Here is a 15,735-nt window from a genome sequence, read left to right as displayed (position 1 = left end):
ATGCCTGCGTGCAAGAAGGCTGAGGGTGAGGTGTGGCTGGCGAACCATTCCAATAACTGGGGGATACACAATGAGCACGAGCATCACGGCGGACGGCATCGCCGACCAGCCTGCGTTCCTCTCCAAGGAACGTATCATCGCCAAGCCCGGATTCAACCGGTGGCTGGTTCCACCGGCCGCGCTGGCCATCCACCTCTGCATCGGCATGGCCTATGGCTTCTCGGTGTTCTGGTTGCCACTGTCCAAGGCCTTGGGTATCACCAAGCCTGTCGCCTGTGCACCGGATATGAGCTTTATCTCGCAAGTCTTTTCGTCCCAATGTGACTGGCCGATCTCCATGCTCGGCTGGATCTACACCCTGTTCTTCATCTTCCTGGGCTGCTCGGCAGCCATCTGGGGCGGCTGGCTGGAACACGCCGGGCCACGCAAGGCCGGCGTTGTTTCGGCATTGTGCTGGTGCGGTGGCCTGCTGATTTCCGCGCTGGGTATCTATACCCACCAGATCTGGCTGATGTGGGTCGGTTCCGGTGTGATCGGCGGCATTGGCCTGGGCCTGGGCTATATCTCGCCAGTCTCGACGCTGATCAAATGGTTCCCGGACAAGCGCGGCATGGCGACCGGCATGGCGATCATGGGCTTTGGTGGCGGTGCGATGGTCGGTGCTCCACTGGCTGCGGCGCTGATGAGCCATTTCGCTACGCCGACCGAGGTGGGTGTCTGGCAGAGCTTCCTGGTGATGGCCGCGATCTACTTCGTGTTCATGATCGGTGGCGCCTTGTCGTACCGCGTTCCGCCAACCGGTTGGAAGCCTGAAGGCTGGACCCCGGCACCGAAGAAAGCCGCGAACGCGATGATCACTCATCGTCACGTTCACGTGAACGTTGCCTGGAAAACCCCGCAGTTCCGCCTGGTATGGCTGGTGCTGTGCCTGAACGTATCCGCCGGTATCGGCATCCTGGGCATGGCTTCGCCACTGCTGCAGGAAGTGTTTGGCGGCAAACTGCTGGGCAACGACCTGCCTTTCGGTCAGCTGGACGCCGTGCAACTGGGCCAGATCGCTGCCATTGCGGCCGGTTTCACCGGTCTGTTGAGCCTGTTCAACATCGGTGGCCGGTTCTTCTGGGCGTCCTTCTCGGACTACCTGGGCCGTAAAAACACCTATTTCGTGTTCTTCGCATTGGGTGTTGCCCTGTACGCGTTGATCCCGAATCTGGGTCACTTGGGCAGTATCGCGCTGTTCGTGGCGGCGTTCTGCATCATCCTGTCGATGTACGGCGGCGGTTTCGCAACCGTGCCGGCCTACCTGGCGGACCTGTTCGGTACGCAGATGGTTGGCGCGATCCACGGTCGTCTGCTGACGGCGTGGGCGGCGGCAGGCGTGCTGGGCCCGGTTCTGGTGAACTACTTGCGTGAATATCAGCTGAGCATCGGCGTCGAGCGTGCCGCGGCCTATGACATCACCTTGTACATCCTGGCCGGCCTGCTGGTGCTGGGTTTCCTGTGTAACCTGATGGTCCGTCCGGTCGCCGACAAGTACTTCATGACCGACGCCGAACTGGCCGCTGAACAGGCGCTGGGCCATGACAAGGGCGCCGACAGCACCACTTCGCTGGAATGGAAAGCCGCGCCGGGCACCAAGCCTTTGGCAATCGCCGCCTGGCTGGTGGTGGGCATTCCGTTGGCGTGGGGCGTGTGGGTGACCCTGCAGAAGACGGCGGTGTTGTTCCGTTAAGACCGTTGCCCTGATCATCAGGTCAGGGCAGCCCTTGTGGGAGCGAGCTTGCTCGCGATAGCGGTGGGTCAGCGGACAGTAATGTCGGCTGACACGCCTCATCGCGAGCAAGCTCGCTCCCACAGTCGTTTTGGCTGGTGGATAAGACTTGTATGCACATGTCTATCGCCGACAGCCCGGGTTTCAACCCGTCAGTGATGTCACCTCTTTTGTTTCTGTTTGCCGCTCGCGCCCCTATAATGGCTGCCTTTTTCGCCCAATGATTTTGCGGAGCTGGTGATGGCCGAACGTAAGGCGTCTGTCGAGCGCGACACTCTGGAAACCCAGATCAAAGCCTCGATCAACCTGGATGGCACCGGAAAGGCCCGGTTTGATATCGGCGTGCCTTTTCTTGAGCACATGCTGGACCAGATCGCCCGTCACGGGCTGATCGACCTGGACATCGTCAGCAAGGGCGACCTGCATATCGACGACCACCACACGGTGGAAGACGTCGGTATCACCTTGGGGCAGGCCTTTACCCAGGCCATCGGCGACAAAAAAGGCATCCGTCGCTACGGCCATGCCTACGTGCCGCTCGATGAAGCGCTGTCGCGCGTGGTCATCGACTTCTCCGGCCGCCCTGGCCTGCAAATGCATGTGCCGTACACCCGTGCCACCGTCGGCGGCTTCGACGTTGACCTGTTCCAGGAATTCTTCCAGGGCTTCGTCAACCACGCCAACGTGACCCTGCACATCGACAACCTGCGCGGGCACAACACCCATCACCAGATCGAAACCGTGTTCAAGGCCTTTGGCCGCGCGCTGCGCATGGCGGTGGAGCTCGATGACCGCATGGCCGGCCAGATGCCTTCCACCAAGGGCGTGCTGTAATGCAGACGGTCGCGGTTATCGATTACGGCATGGGCAACCTGCACTCGGTGGCCAAGGCCCTCGAGCACGTGGGCGCCGGCAAGGTGTTGATCACCAGCGATGCCGATGTGATTCGCGAAGCCGACCGCGTGGTGTTCCCCGGTGTCGGCGCGATTCGTGATTGCATGGCCGAGATTCGTCGCCTGGGCTTCGACAAGCTGGTGCACGAAGTCAGCCAGGACCGGCCGTTCCTCGGCATCTGCGTGGGCATGCAGGCTTTGCTCGATCGCAGCGAAGAGAACGACGGCGTCGATTGCATTTCGCTGTTCCCCGGCCAGGTAAAGTTTTTCGGCAAGGGCCTGCATGAGGGTGGCGAACATCTGAAAGTCCCGCACATGGGCTGGAACGAAGTGAAGCAGGCGGTCGATCATCCCCTGTGGCACAACATCCCGGACCTGGCGCGCTTCTACTTCGTGCACAGCTACTACATCGCCGCCGGCAACGCGCGGCAGGTGGTGGGCAGCGGTCACTATGGCGTCGATTTCGCCGCGGCCCTGGCCGATGGTTCGCGCTTCGCCGTGCAGTTCCATCCGGAGAAGAGCCATACCCATGGCCTGCAACTGTTGCAGAACTTCGCCGCATGGGACGGACGCTGGTAATGGCACGCAAGAAACCGCCGATCCTCACCCTCACGCCTGAGCAGGAAAGTGAAGCGAACCGCAAGATCCAGCGGTTCATGGAGGAACGTTTCGAGCTGGACCTTGGCTCGTTCGAAGCGGCGGAAATTCTTGACCTGTTTACCCGCGAAATTGCTCCGCACTATTACAACAGGGCGATTTTCGATGTGCAGGCGCACCTTAAAGAAAGGTTCGAAAGCATTGAAAGCGACTTGTGGGCGCTCGAGAAAAACTGATTCCCGAGCCAAGCTGAATACTCGTATTTAAGGGTTTGCCAGATGCTGATTATCCCCGCTATCGATCTCAAGGACGGCGCTTGCGTACGTCTGCGCCAGGGCCGCATGGAAGACTCCACGGTGTTTTCCGATGACCCGGTGAGCATGGCCGCCAAGTGGGTGGAGGGCGGCTGCCGTCGCCTGCATCTGGTTGACCTGAACGGTGCTTTCGAAGGCCAGCCGGTCAATGGCGAAGTGGTCACGGCCATCGCCAAGCGCTATCCGAACCTGCCGATCCAGATCGGTGGCGGCATCCGCTCGCTGGAAACTATCGAGCACTACGTCAAGGCTGGCGTGAGCTACGTGATCATCGGCACCAAGGCCGTGAAAGACCCGGCTTTCGTCGCTGAAGCCTGTCGCGCGTTCCCTGGCAAAATCATCGTTGGCCTGGATGCCAAAGACGGTTTCGTCGCCACCGATGGCTGGGCTGAAATCAGCTCCGTGCAGGTCATCGATCTGGCCAAGCAGTTTGAAGCCGACGGCGTGTCCTCGATCGTTTATACCGACATCGCCAAAGACGGCATGATGCAGGGCTGCAACGTACCGTTCACCGCTGCGCTGGCCGCTGCCACCAAGATCCCGGTGATCGCTTCCGGTGGCATTCATAATCTGGGTGACATCAAGTCGCTGCTCGACGCCAAGGCGCCGGGCATTATCGGCGCAATCACCGGGCGTGCGATCTATGAGGGCACCCTCGACGTCGCTGAAGCGCAAGCTTTCTGCGATTCCTACAAAGGCTGAGGACTGACCATGGCGCTGGCCAAACGCATCATCCCTTGCCTGGACGTGGACAACGGCCGGGTGGTCAAGGGCGTCAAATTCGAGAACATCCGTGACGCCGGCGACCCGGTGGAAATTGCTCGCCGCTACGACGAGCAGGGTGCCGATGAGATTACCTTCCTTGACATCACGGCCAGTGTCGATGGCCGCGATACCACACTGCATACCGTCGAGCGCATGGCCAGCCAGGTGTTCATCCCGCTGACCGTGGGCGGCGGCGTGCGCTCCGTTCAGGACATCCGCAACCTGCTCAATGCCGGGGCGGACAAGGTGTCGATCAACACCGCGGCGGTGTTCAACCCCGAATTTGTCGGTGAAGCAGCGCAGCACTTCGGCTCGCAGTGCATTGTCGTGGCCATCGATGCGAAGAAGGTTTCCGCCCCCGGCGAAACCCCGCGCTGGGAAATCTTCACCCATGGTGGGCGCAAACCCACGGGTCTGGACGCTGTTGAATGGGCAAAGAAAATGGAAGCCCTGGGCGCCGGTGAGATCCTGCTGACCAGCATGGACCAGGACGGCATGAAAAACGGCTTCGACCTGGGCGTCACCCGCGCCATCAGCGATGCACTGGGCATTCCAGTCATCGCTTCCGGCGGTGTCGGCAACCTGCAGCACTTGGCTGACGGCATCCTCGAAGGTCACGCCAGCGCGGTATTGGCGGCGAGTATCTTCCACTTCGGCGAGTACACCGTGCCGGAGGCCAAAGCTTATATGGCGCAGCGCGGTATCTGCATTCGATAGGTTTCTTCATCGAAAACAGCCCGGTGCCTGTCAGAGTGTCGGGCTGGTCTCCTGCCGGCTTGTGGCAGGACTTAGCAAGTCTTCCCTGGGCTTGGATTCCTGATTCATTTTGTCGTAAGCGATGCTGCAGAATTTCTGCGGCAGTTCTTCGTTTTCGAACAAATAACCTCTCTGGTCATAGGGTTCGTACTCTTGCGCTTCAGTGCAGTCTGTCGTTTCCGGCGGGCCGAACTTGATGGCGTAGGTATGGTATTGATCCTCGGATTGTTCCAGTGCGACTCCGATGCCCGCGTAGATCGACAGATTTGGCTGGGCTGTCGGAGCGCCGTCCAGGATTTCTACCGGCAGCGAAAGGGTAGTGAGTGGCTCTGCCGGTCCCGAGGAGTCAACACCAATAATGCATAGGAAATAGACGCCTGGCTGAGTGCCGATATCAGTGTCTATAAACGCGTCGACCGAGCTGATTGGATCGCTATAGTTTTGGCCGTTTTCGCAGTGCTTTGCGGTACGAACCGTCTTGTGGCGATAAAAGGCAGTGCTGATCTTGAAGCGGTAGTTCCAAGTCGGGATTGCTATGGTCCCGTCAGGCTGTTTTACAAGACGCTGATACCGCGCCGGGCTGTTTTTTTCCAGGTCAACGGAAAATGACGGGTAAAGCGCGCAAGATGCCGTCACGTCCTTTACCAGATGGCCTTGCACGAAGCACCCGTTGAGAAAAGCCGTCGAAGTTCCATAGTGGTTGTCGGGGACTGGTTTATAGCCACTGTTGGTGCGCATACAAGGCACATGCCATTCGCATGGGGTGAAGCCCTCAGGTGTGGCACTGGTGTTCAGCACACCGACAATCTCGTTGGTGTAACGATCAAGGATGGGGCCTCCTTCACTGCCTCCCGCCAGATCCGAGCATTGATTCATTATGTTGTTTCGCCAGACAAACTGACCTTTGATGACCTCGTCGGCAGATTGCAATGTGCACGCGGCCATGCGCAGTGTGTTCTTTGGAAAACCCAACGAGGCTCCTACCGTCAACACATCGGTTCCATCAGTCGGCTGTCCCTGGGCCAATTTCAATGGTTTTATACCGGCCCTGATGAGTTCCTGAAGGCTGACGTTCAGCTCGATGATAGAAAGATTGGTGCCATGCATACTCCGCCATGCCACTTTTTTTACCGGGTAGATCTGGAATAACAGGGTGTCAGCGAAGTAACTGAAATAGATGTGGCCGCTTATGGGGGTGTCCGTCATGTTGCTTTCGTCGATTTGCCTCGTACAGAGACCCGTGGTGACCACATAGGCGGGGGTTGGTCCGGCCACAGTGGAATCCTGAGTATCGAGCAGTGTGGCGGTGCAATAACTGTCGGTATACAGCCGACCGATGCCTCGCCAATAGTCATATTTGCCATCCGCATTTTCCAAGACCCTGGACGCTGCGAAGTTTTGCAGGCCATCACCATAGTCCTTGCTGTGAGCAATACCTTGCAAAGCCGACACGCACAGCACGGCCATTAAGGGAAATAAGATCGATCTCATAAAACGCTGCCTCTGATTAAATGAATAGAAACCGGTCAGGCCGGTGTTTCAATTAACCAGAGCGCGCCCGTTGGCTGGCGGTAACTAATTACCTCACCCTTGAAGGCTGGAACCTCTAGCCTGAAAGGTTGAGCCGGCGGCAAGTAACGACCGTAGACATGATTGCGGCCCTGAGGCACTCTTGGCTCGCCATGGATCTTCGGTAGTCAGACATGTTCAGACGTTTGGTTTTCTTTCTTGCCGGCACCGTGCTGTTGTTCATCAATGGGGCGCAGGCTCAAGAACATCGCGATGTCGGCGTGGTATTGCTGACGGAAAATTTCCCGCCATACAACATGGCCAAGAACGGCAAGAACTTCGCCCAGGACGAAAACATCCATGGCATCGCCGTGGACATCGTGCGCGAGATCTTCAAGCGCGCCGACATTACTTACAGCCTGACATTGCGCTTTCCTTGGGAACGAATCTACAAGCTCGCCCTGGAGAAACCCGGCTACGGGGTGTTCGTCACGGCGCGGTTGCCGGAGCGCGAGAAACTCTTCAAATGGGTCGGCCCTATCGGCCCGGACGACTGGGTCATGCTAGCCAAGGCAGACAGCAAAATTGCCCTAGACTCGCTTGAGCAGGCGCGTGAATACAAGATTGGCGCCTACAAGGGCGACGCTATTGCCGAGACATTGGCCAAGCAAGGACTCAAGCCTGTCGTCGTGTTGCGCGATCAGGACAACGCCAGGAAACTGATCAGTGGCCAGATCGATCTGTGGGCCACCGGAGACCCGGCCGGGCGTTACCTGGCGCGGCAGGAAGGAGTGAGCGACCTCAAGACCGTGCTGCGATTCAACAGTGCCGAGCTGTACCTGGCGTTGAACAAGGATGTGCCGGACGATGTGGTTGCCCGACTCCAAGCGGCCCTGGACGAACTGCGCAAGGACGGTACGGTGGACGCGATCATGGCGCGGTATCTCTAAGCACTTCACCCGCCGCGCGGCCGCCATCGCGAGCAGGCTCGCTCCCACAATGGTTCTGCATCGGGCACAAGAGTTGTGTTCACCGCAGATCCCCTGTGGGAGAGAACTTGCTCGCGATGGCGGCGACGCGGTTACCGTCGCTACCGATAAACCCCATCTTTCCCATGCCCGGCCATTGCTCGGTTGCTGCGCAGGCTGATCATCGATTTGATGTCGATCCATTCGATGCCCTGAGCCTTGAGCTTGGGTAGTTCGCGTTCGAGTACCGCCAGGGTCTGTGGGTAGGGGTGGCCGATCATCACGGCCGAGCCCTGCCGGCGGGCCAGGTCGATGGCGGTCTGGAGCTGATGGGCGATGGCTGCTTCGGTGCGCTCGTCATCCAGGAACACATCCCGCGACACGCTGGCGAGGCCGATTTTCTGGGCCTCGGCGCCGGCGACCGTCTGGGCGCTGGTGCGGCTGTCGACGAAAAACTTGTGCCGCTGTTGCAGGTTCGCCATCAACCACGCCATGGCCCTGGGTTGGGCGGTCATGCGGCTACCCATGTGGTTGTTGACGCCGCTGGTATAGGGCACTGCGGCAAACGCGGCGTCCAGGCGCTTGCCCAGTTCTTCGACACCCAGTTCCGGATGCCAGGCGAACGGCCCGTTGGCCGGGTCCATGGGCATGTGGAGCATGACCAGTTTGCCGGCGCGATGGGCTTCGCGGGCAAGTTCGGCGGCATGGGGTGTGTCGGGCATGATCGCAGCGGTGACGGGCCCAGGGAGGGCCAGTACCCGGAGATCCCGAGGCAGGTTTTGCCCCAGGTCGTCGATGATCAGGCTCAGGTACGCCTTATGCGGCGAAGAAGGTGTAGCGGGCGCCGCGTTAACGGCTCCCGCCAGCAGGCACAGCAGGACGAAGGTAAACCGCCGGAACATCTCAGCGGCCGGAAGTGATGTTCAACCCCTTGAGCAAGCTCAAGGCCTGGGCCAACTGATAGTCGTCGTCCTGCGGCATTGGCTTGGCCTTGGCACCGGAACCGGTCGGCTTGTCGGCGCCGCCGTTGCCATTGCCCAAGTGACCTTGCAGGTCGGCTTCCTTGAAGTACTCGCTGTCCGCCTCGCTGGTGATCTTGGCCTTGCGCACTTCGATGTCCGGAACGATGCCCTGGGCCTGGATGGAGCGGCCGTTAGGGGTGAAGTACAGCGCGGTGGTGATCTTCAAGGCTCGATCGTTGTTCAGCGGCAACACGGTCTGCACCGAGCCCTTGCCAAAACTGGTGGTGCCCATGACCACGCCGCGTTTCTGGTCCTGCAGGGCGCCGGCGACGATTTCCGAGGCCGAGGCACTGCCGCCGTTGATCAGCACCACCAATGGCACGGCTTCGCTCAGGTCGTTGCCAGTGGCTGAGAAGCGCAGCTCGGAATTGGCAATGCGCCCCTTGGTGTAGACGATCAGGCCCTTGGTGATGAAGTGATCCACCACCTCGACGGCCGATTGCAGTACGCCGCCGGGGTTGTTGCGCAGGTCCAGAACCAGCCCGTTGAGCTTCTTGCCGTTGTCCTTGCGCAACTTGGCCAGGGCCTTGGCGACTTCTTCGCCTGTCTTGACTTGGAACTGCGTGATGCGGATGTAGCCGTAGCCCGACTCCAACAACTGGCTCTTCACGCTCCTGACCTGGATGACCGCTCGCGTGAGGGTCACGTCGAATGGCGTGCCGCCGTCGCGCACCAGCGTCAGGGTGATTTTCTGGCCGATCTTGCCGCGCATCTTGTCTACGGCTTCGGTCATGCTCTGGCCGCGTGTCGGCTGGCCGTTGATCTTGACGATGAAGTCACCGGCCTGGATGCCGGCCTTGGAAGCGGGCGTATCGTCGATTGGCGAGACGACTTTGACGAAGCCGTCTTCGCTGCCGACCTCGATACCCAGGCCGCCGAACTCGCCACTGGTGCTTTCCTGCAACTCGGCAAAATCCTCCGGCCCCAGGTAGGCCGAGTGCGGGTCAAGGTTGCTGAGCATGCCTTTGATGGCGTTTTCCAGCAGCTGTTTGTCATCCACGGGCTCGACGTAGGCAGCCTTGATCCGGTCCATGACCTCGGCGAAGGTGCGCAGTTCGTCCAGCGGCAGCGGAGCCTTGGTGGTCGCGGCGGTGGCGGCGGGTGCCGACGGGGCCGGTTCGGCGGCGAAGGCCAGGGGCGCGCCGATCACAAGGGCGATCGTCAGGGCCAGCGAGGTGAGGCGGGACAAATGCAGCATGTCGAACGAACTCCTTAATAGGATGGGCGCGCTTATCCTTGCGCACGACACCATTGGGCCGGGTCGCTGGGGCGACCCTGCTGACGAATAGCGAAATACAGTGCTGGCGTATCCTGCCCGCCACTGTTGCCGACCGTGGAGATGGACTCGCCGGCCTTGACCACATCGCCCGCGGCCTTGAGCAGCGTCTGGTTGTGGCCGTACAGGCTCAAATAACCGTTGCCGTGGTCGAGAATCACCAACAGGCCGGCGCCGCGCAGCCAATCGGCAAACACCACGCGCCCGCCATGCACGGCGTGCACCTGGCTACCGGCGGAGGCGCTGATCATCACGCCGTCCCACTTGGTGCGGGTATCGTCGCCGCGGGTTTCACCGAAGCGCGCAAGCAATCGACCATTGACCGGCCATGGAAGTTTTCCCCGGGCCGAACCAAAAGCACCGCCGAAGGTTTCTCCGCCGCTGGAAACCAGCGTGCCGGGGCTCGATTTTGCAGGTTTGCGCGGCGCGTCGCCGGCGTCCGCGTCGGCCTGGGCTTCACGTAAACGCTTTTTTTCGGCCTCCTGCTGGGCGATCAGCGCTTTCTGGCGCGCTTCTTCAGCCTCTCGGGCCTGGCGGGCCAGTGTTTCCTCGATCGTCTTCAAGACGTTGGCCAGTTCGGCCTGGTCTTGCTCGCGGGCCTTGAGCTTGCTGTCGCGGGCTTTCACATCGTCATTGAGTTTGGCCAGGGCAACCTGGCGCTCCTTGCGGACTTTCTCGAGTTCTTCGCGCTGGGTGTCGAGACTGCTTTTCTGGACCAGCAACTGGGCTTGCTGCAACTCGATGTCTTTTTCGACATTGGCCAGTTGGCGCAGGGTTTCGTTGAAATTCTTGAGCTGTTCCAGGCGTGCCTGGCTCAGGTAGTCGTAATAAGTGAGGGTGCGGGCGAATTTCTCGGGGTTCTGCTGGTTGAGGAGCAGCTTGAGGTATTCCTGGCGACCGTTCTGGTAGGCCGCTCGGGCCTGGATCGCGATCAGCTTTTGCTGTTCAGTGCGTGCGCTCTGGAGTTTTTTTTTCTCTCCATCGAGCCGTTGCAGCTCGGATTCGCTTTTCTTCAGCTCTTTCTGCAGGGCCTCGACCTGCTTCTCCAGCTTGCCCATCTCGGTCTCGGTGCCGCGCAAGTCTTTCTGCACACTGGATTTTTCTTCCTGCAGCTTGCCCAGCAGTTTCTTCAGCTCGGCGATGTCCTGGCGCGTGGCTTCCAACTGCTGTTGGGTTTGCGCGCGCTCGTCGGCGAAGGCCGGTTGGAGCAGGCAGGTCAGGGCAAGGGCTATCAGGACGCGGAGCATAGAGGCGGGTGGCACCAGGGAAAGGGACGGCCTAGTATGCCCGCCCCACGCTGCAAAAAAAACGCCCATTTAGGGCTGTGTGATAACTGGCCGAAAAAACACCAAACCCCAATGTGGGAGCGAGCTTGCTGTGGCGAGGGAGCTTGCTCCCGCTGGGCTGCGAAGCAGCCCCTCGACAGTAGATCAGGCCAGAAGCCTTTGCGATGGCTGCGCCATCGAGCGGGAGCAAGCTCCCTCGCCACACAAGCTGTGCTCAAACCTGCGACGCTTCGTCAGACCAGGATCGAAGTCCCGGTCATCTCCGCCGGTTTCTCCATGCCCAGCAACATCAGCATGGTTGGTGCCACGTCAGCCAGCACGCCGCCGTCGCGGACCTTGAAGTCGCGCTTGCCGACATAAATGAACGGCACCGGCTCGGTGGTGTGGGCGGTATGGGCCTGGCCGGTGGACTCATCGGACATTTGCTCGACATTGCCATGGTCCGCCGTGATCAGGGCTTCGCCGCCGACTTTTTCCAAGGCGTCGACGATGCGACCCACGCAGGTGTCCAAGCATTCAACGGCCTTGACCGCCGCCTCGAACACGCCGCTATGGCCCACCATGTCGCCGTTGGCGTAGTTGACCACGATTACGTCGTAGCGCTGGTTCTCGATGGCATCGACGATGCGGTCGGTCACTTCCGGCGCGCTCATTTCCGGCTGCAGGTCATAGGTGGCGACTTTCGGCGAGGGGATCAGGATGCGTTCTTCGCCCGGGAAGGGTTCTTCACGGCCACCGGAGAAGAAGAACGTCACGTGGGCGTACTTTTCGGTTTCGGCGATGCGCAGCTGGGTCTTGCCGTTTTTCGCCAAGTAGTCGCCCAGCACGTTGTCCAGGCTGCCGGCGGCAAAGGCGGATGGCGCGGGAATGCTGGCGGCGTATTGAGTCAGCATCACGAAGCCGGCCAGTTTCGGCTGGCGGGCGCGCTCGAATTCCTTGAAATCATCTTCGACAAATACGCGGGTCAGTTCGCGGGCACGGTCGGCACGGAAGTTCATGAACACCACGGCGTCGCCGTCTTCGACTTTTACCGGCTCGCCGAGGGTGGTGGCCTTGACGAACTCGTCGCTTTCGCCGCGTTCATAAGCCGCTTGCAGACCCTCTTGCGCGGTGGCGGCATGGAATTCGGCATTGCCGTCGACGATCAGGTTGTAGGCCTGGGCGACGCGGTCCCAGCGATTGTCACGGTCCATGGCGAAATAACGGCCGATCAGGCTGGCTATCCGGCCCTTGCCCAACGCCTTGAAGGTGTCGTCCAGTACTTTGATCGACGACTCGGCGCTCTTGGGCGGCGTGTCGCGGCCATCGAGGAAGGCGTGCAGGTAGATGTTCTTGGCGCCGCGCTTGGCAGCGAGTTCGGCCATGGCGACCAGGTGGTCCTGGTGGCTGTGCACGCCGCCGTCCGACAGCAGGCCCATGAAGTGCACGGCCTTGCCAGCGGCCACTGCTTTGTCCACGGCGGCGCAGATGGTGGGGTTTTCGAAGAAGTCGCCGTCGCGGATCGACTTGGTCACGCGGGTGAAGTCCTGGTAAACCACGCGGCCCGCGCCGAGGTTCATGTGGCCGACCTCGGAGTTGCCCATCTGTCCGTCCGGCAGGCCGACGTCCATGCCGCTGCCGGAGATCAAGCCGTTCGGCACGGTGGCCCACAGGCGATCGAGCACAGGCTTCCTGGCCGCGTATACGGCGTTGGATTCGTGGCTGTCACTGTGACCGAAGCCGTCCAGAATCATCAGGACCAAAGGTTTAGGCGTGGTAGTCATGGAATCCACTCGTGGCTGGTTAAAAGAAGACGATGGAAAAGGGACGGGCAGTTTAAAGGTAAGTTCCGGTGCCGTCACCGCCGGGCGGGGTTTGGCCGGCCTTGCGTGCTGTGTATACTGGCCGACATTTTAACGCCCTGGAACCTCCTTCGATGGTTGCTCACCTGATTGAATTTGCCACTAACCACTACATTCTCGTCGGTATCTTCGTCGTACTGCTGGCTTTGCTGGTTGCCCACACGATGCAGGGCGGCGGTCGCAGCCTGAGCACTGGCGAGCTGACCGCGCTGGTCAACAAGGACGCCGGCGTCGTGGTCGATATTCGTCCGAGCAAGGACTACGCCGCCGGTCACATTGTCGGCGCGCTGAACATCCCTCAGGACAAACTGGTCGCACGCGTAGGCGAACTGGAAAAGCACAAGGCCAAGACGGTAATCCTGGTCGACGCCCAAGGCCAGCAGGCCGGGACCCTCGCCCGCGAACTGATGAAATCCGGCTTCACCGCCGCCAAACTGTCCGGTGGCGTTGCAAGCTGGAAAGCCGACAATCTGCCCCTGGTGAAGTGACATGCCCCACGTTGTTGTCTATTCCAGCGATTACTGCCCCTATTGCTCCCGAGCCAAGCACTTGCTCCAAAGCAAAGGCGTGGCTTTCGAAGAGATCAAGGTCGACGGCAAGCCGCAACTGCGCGCCGAAATGACCCAGAAGGCCGGGCGTACTTCCGTGCCGCAGATCTGGATCGGCGGCACTCACGTGGGCGGTTGCGATGACCTGTATGCCTTGGAGCGCGCCGGCAAGCTTGACGCGCTGCTCAAGGCTTGAATTCCTTATCAATAGAACTGAAGTAAGAAGGATCTGCGATGACTGACCAACAGAACACTGCTGCCACTGAAGAAGAAGCCGCACCGCAATTCTCCTTGCAGCGCATCTATGTCCGTGACCTGTCCTTCGAGGCCCCGAAAAGCCCGGCGATCTTTCGTCAGCAGTGGGAGCCGAGCGTGGCCCTGGACCTGAACACCCGTCAGAAAGCCCTGGAAGAGGATTTCCACGAAGTGGTGCTGACCCTGTCCGTGACCGTGAAAAACGGTGACGAAGTGGCGTTCATTGCCGAAGTCCAGCAAGCCGGTATCTTCCTGATCAAGAACCTCGACGCCGCTTCGATGAGCCACACCCTGGGCGCCTTCTGCCCGAACATCCTGTTCCCTTACGCTCGCGAAACCCTGGACAGCCTGGTGACCCGCGGTTCGTTCCCGGCCCTGATGCTGGCTCCGGTGAACTTCGATGCTCTGTACGCACAAGAGCTGCAGCGCATGCAAGAGGAAGGCGGCGCGACCGTTCAGTAATCCGTTCCATAGCCAGGCACAAAACCTGTGGGAGCGAGCCTGCTCGCGAAAGCGGTATGTCAGTCAGCAGTGAGTTGACAGATACACCGCTATCGCGAGCAGGCTCGCTCCCACAGGGGTTTCTGGCCCGGGATTGTCAATCTTGTTACCGGAAGCCGTTCTGCCGCCACGCCTCGTAAACCGCCACTGCCACGGTGTTGGACAGGTTCAGGCTGCGGCAGCCTTCGCGCATCGGCAGGCGCAGGCGCTGTTCCGCCGGCAGGGCGTCGAGCACATCGGCCGGCAGGCCGCGACTTTCGGGGCCGAACAGAAACGCATCACCGGCAACGAAACTGGCGTCATGAAACGGCCGTGAACCCTTGGTGGTGAACGCGAACAGACGTGGGTGCCCCAGGCTTTCCAGGCAACTGGCGAGGTCGGCGTGCCGCTGCAAAGTGGCATACTCGTGATAATCGAGGCCCGCGCGGCGCAGACGCTTGTCGTCCATCTCGAAGCCCAGCGGTTCGATCAAATGCAAGTGGCAGCCGCTGTTGGCGCACAGCCTGATGACGTTGCCGGTATTGGGCGGTATTTCCGGTTGAAAAAGGATGACGTGAAACATGCACGGCTCCGCAGATAAAGATGAGCGGCATTCTACGCCGCAAACCGACCGACGTTCGAAGCTATTGCCTCGGGTGCTGGGCTCGCTGGCGATCTTCGGCATGATGGTCGGGCTGATGATCGGCCGTCTGACCACGCCTGACCCCAGTGCGCTGCAACAGATCGAGGCGGGCGATGGGGTGTTGGTAGCCTGGTTCAACAATGAACCCAAGCTCCACGGGGAAATCGTCGACGGCTCCGTGGCGCTGTTGTTCCAGGCCGAAGGTCGACCGCAGAAGGGCCAGCTCAAGCTCAACGGCAAGGACGTGAATTGGCGGGTGCGGTTGAGTGACAAGGGGTTGTTGCTGATGCTGGTGGCGGCGCGTCCGTTGCGAGGGGAATGGGCCGGCAGCGAAGTCGATGACCGCTGGCGGCTGGAGATCCGTCTCCAAGAGCAATAAAAGAGGGAATCCCCGGCCTGCCTGTACCAAGGTTCCCAAAACGGGAGGGCTCGCGCTTGGCGCAGAGCCCTGGGTGTAAAGAAGGGAAACCTTGACCTGCCTGTATCAAGGCCCCCAAAACAGCGGGCTCGAGAGCCCGGTATAAAAGAGGGGAATCCCCGGCCTGCCTGTACCAAGGTCCCCAAAACTGGGTAGTGACCTAGCTATTGCAGGGGGCGTGCCAGTTTTAAACGGCTTGTCACAAAAACACTGCTGTGAATGAGCAAAGCCCCGTATTCCGGGGCTTTGGCTTTTGTGTGGGCTGGTTTTCCTAGCATGGTCCACCGGCTTTTGGCTTGTTACAGTGGGGCAATTGCAGCCCGCAGTGCATTGAAGCGGTGCACAAAACCTTTAAAAGCATCGCGAGCAGGCTGCTCTCACAGTAGCTCTGTG

Annotated in this window: 17 protein-coding genes; 11 read left to right on the top strand and 6 right to left on the bottom strand. The window is 60.3% G+C overall.

The features are described 5' to 3' along the window. The first annotated feature begins 70 nt into the window (after positions 1 to 70). From J3P81_RS23280 to hisF, 6 genes are all read left to right on the top strand, one after another. Positions 71 to 1,732 (top strand): OFA family MFS transporter, encoded by a 1,662-nt coding sequence (locus tag J3P81_RS23280; protein WP_434561140.1) that lies wholly within the window; start codon positions 71 to 73, stop codon positions 1,730 to 1,732. Positions 1,733 to 2,011: 279 nt separating this feature from the next. Next, positions 2,012 to 2,605: an imidazoleglycerol-phosphate dehydratase HisB gene (gene hisB, locus J3P81_RS23275; RefSeq protein WP_024778052.1), complete on the top strand. Its 594-nt coding sequence runs from the start codon at positions 2,012 to 2,014 to the stop codon at positions 2,603 to 2,605. Continuing rightward, a complete protein-coding gene (gene hisH, locus J3P81_RS23270) occupies positions 2,605 to 3,243 on the top strand; it encodes an imidazole glycerol phosphate synthase subunit HisH (RefSeq protein WP_434561138.1) in 639 nt (212 codons plus the stop codon). The genes hisB and hisH overlap by 1 nt, the downstream gene beginning before the upstream one ends. Continuing rightward, on the top strand, positions 3,243 to 3,497 hold the full coding sequence (locus J3P81_RS23265; RefSeq protein ID WP_030141479.1) for a DUF2164 domain-containing protein: 255 nt from the start codon (positions 3,243 to 3,245) through the stop codon (positions 3,495 to 3,497). The genes hisH and J3P81_RS23265 overlap by 1 nt, the downstream gene beginning before the upstream one ends. A 42-nt stretch (positions 3,498 to 3,539) precedes the next feature. Then, positions 3,540 to 4,277 carry a 1-(5-phosphoribosyl)-5-[(5-phosphoribosylamino)methylideneamino]imidazole-4-carboxamide isomerase gene (gene hisA, locus J3P81_RS23260; RefSeq protein ID WP_434561136.1) on the top strand — a complete coding sequence of 246 codons (738 nt, stop codon included), beginning with the start codon at positions 3,540 to 3,542 and terminating at the stop codon, positions 4,275 to 4,277. A 9-nt stretch (positions 4,278 to 4,286) separates the two neighbouring features. Further along, entirely contained in the window at positions 4,287 to 5,057 is a 771-nt protein-coding gene (gene hisF, locus J3P81_RS23255) for an imidazole glycerol phosphate synthase subunit HisF (protein ID WP_420766339.1), read from the top strand. 30 nt (positions 5,058 to 5,087) lie between these two features. Here the strand turns inward: hisF and J3P81_RS23250 are convergent, their stop codons facing one another. Beyond that, positions 5,088 to 6,587 (bottom strand): trypsin-like serine peptidase, encoded by a 1,500-nt coding sequence (locus J3P81_RS23250; RefSeq protein ID WP_434561134.1) that lies wholly within the window; start codon positions 6,585 to 6,587, stop codon positions 5,088 to 5,090. A gap of 212 nt (positions 6,588 to 6,799) precedes the next feature. On the opposite strand from J3P81_RS23250, the gene J3P81_RS23245 reads away from it, so the two are divergent. Next, a complete protein-coding gene (locus J3P81_RS23245) occupies positions 6,800 to 7,555 on the top strand; it encodes a substrate-binding periplasmic protein (RefSeq protein WP_420766337.1) in 756 nt (251 codons plus the stop codon). A gap of 140 nt (positions 7,556 to 7,695) precedes the next feature. Here the strand turns inward: J3P81_RS23245 and J3P81_RS23240 are convergent, their stop codons facing one another. The 4 genes from J3P81_RS23240 to gpmI form a co-directional block, all read right to left on the bottom strand. Then, on the bottom strand, positions 7,696 to 8,475 hold the full coding sequence (locus J3P81_RS23240) for a divergent polysaccharide deacetylase family protein (protein ID WP_434561132.1): 780 nt from the start codon (positions 8,473 to 8,475) through the stop codon (positions 7,696 to 7,698). 1 nt (position 8,476) lies between these two features. After that, complete coding sequence (locus J3P81_RS23235) at positions 8,477 to 9,793, bottom strand: S41 family peptidase (protein WP_420766335.1); 1,317 nt, start codon at positions 9,791 to 9,793, stop codon at positions 8,477 to 8,479. A gap of 32 nt (positions 9,794 to 9,825) precedes the next feature. Further along, positions 9,826 to 11,118, bottom strand: coding sequence for a murein hydrolase activator EnvC family protein (locus J3P81_RS23230; RefSeq protein ID WP_420766334.1), 1,293 nt, complete (start codon positions 11,116 to 11,118; stop codon positions 9,826 to 9,828). A gap of 272 nt (positions 11,119 to 11,390) precedes the next feature. After that, positions 11,391 to 12,920: a 2,3-bisphosphoglycerate-independent phosphoglycerate mutase gene (gene gpmI, locus J3P81_RS23225; RefSeq protein WP_434561130.1), complete on the bottom strand. Its 1,530-nt coding sequence runs from the start codon at positions 12,918 to 12,920 to the stop codon at positions 11,391 to 11,393. Between the two features lie 152 nt (positions 12,921 to 13,072). Here gpmI and J3P81_RS23220 point away from each other — a divergent pair, with 152 nt between their 5' ends. Genes J3P81_RS23220 through secB form a run of 3 tightly spaced genes read left to right on the top strand, consistent with a single transcriptional unit; the run spans position 13,073 to position 14,263 of the window. Next, positions 13,073 to 13,486 (top strand): rhodanese-like domain-containing protein, encoded by a 414-nt coding sequence (locus tag J3P81_RS23220; RefSeq protein ID WP_420766332.1) that lies wholly within the window; start codon positions 13,073 to 13,075, stop codon positions 13,484 to 13,486. 1 nt (position 13,487) lies between these two features. Continuing rightward, on the top strand, positions 13,488 to 13,742 hold the full coding sequence (grxC, locus tag J3P81_RS23215) for a glutaredoxin 3 (protein WP_434561128.1): 255 nt from the start codon (positions 13,488 to 13,490) through the stop codon (positions 13,740 to 13,742). A 38-nt stretch (positions 13,743 to 13,780) separates the two neighbouring features. After that, the gene (gene secB / locus J3P81_RS23210; RefSeq protein WP_420766331.1) at positions 13,781 to 14,263 is read left to right on the top strand and encodes a protein-export chaperone SecB; all 483 of its coding nucleotides are present in this window, start codon (positions 13,781 to 13,783) and stop codon (positions 14,261 to 14,263) included. A 145-nt stretch (positions 14,264 to 14,408) separates the two neighbouring features. Here secB and trmL read toward each other — a convergent pair whose 3' ends face one another. Next, positions 14,409 to 14,864 carry a tRNA (uridine(34)/cytosine(34)/5-carboxymethylaminomethyluridine(34)-2'-O)-methyltransferase TrmL gene (gene trmL / locus J3P81_RS23205; RefSeq protein ID WP_420766330.1) on the bottom strand — a complete coding sequence of 152 codons (456 nt, stop codon included), beginning with the start codon at positions 14,862 to 14,864 and terminating at the stop codon, positions 14,409 to 14,411. Between trmL and J3P81_RS23200 the strand changes: the two genes are divergently transcribed. Next, positions 14,863 to 15,303, top strand: a complete 441-nt coding sequence (locus J3P81_RS23200; RefSeq protein WP_434561126.1) for a hypothetical protein — start codon at positions 14,863 to 14,865, stop codon at positions 15,301 to 15,303. The genes trmL and J3P81_RS23200 overlap by 2 nt on opposite strands. Positions 15,304 to 15,735 lie beyond the last annotated feature (432 nt).

It is taken from the genome of Pseudomonas sp. R1-6 (assembly GCF_051132115.1).
Taxonomy (GTDB): domain Bacteria; phylum Pseudomonadota; class Gammaproteobacteria; order Pseudomonadales; family Pseudomonadaceae; genus Aquipseudomonas.
Note: the sequence above shows the minus strand (reverse complement) of the source record. Positions and strands in the feature narration are given on the sequence as shown.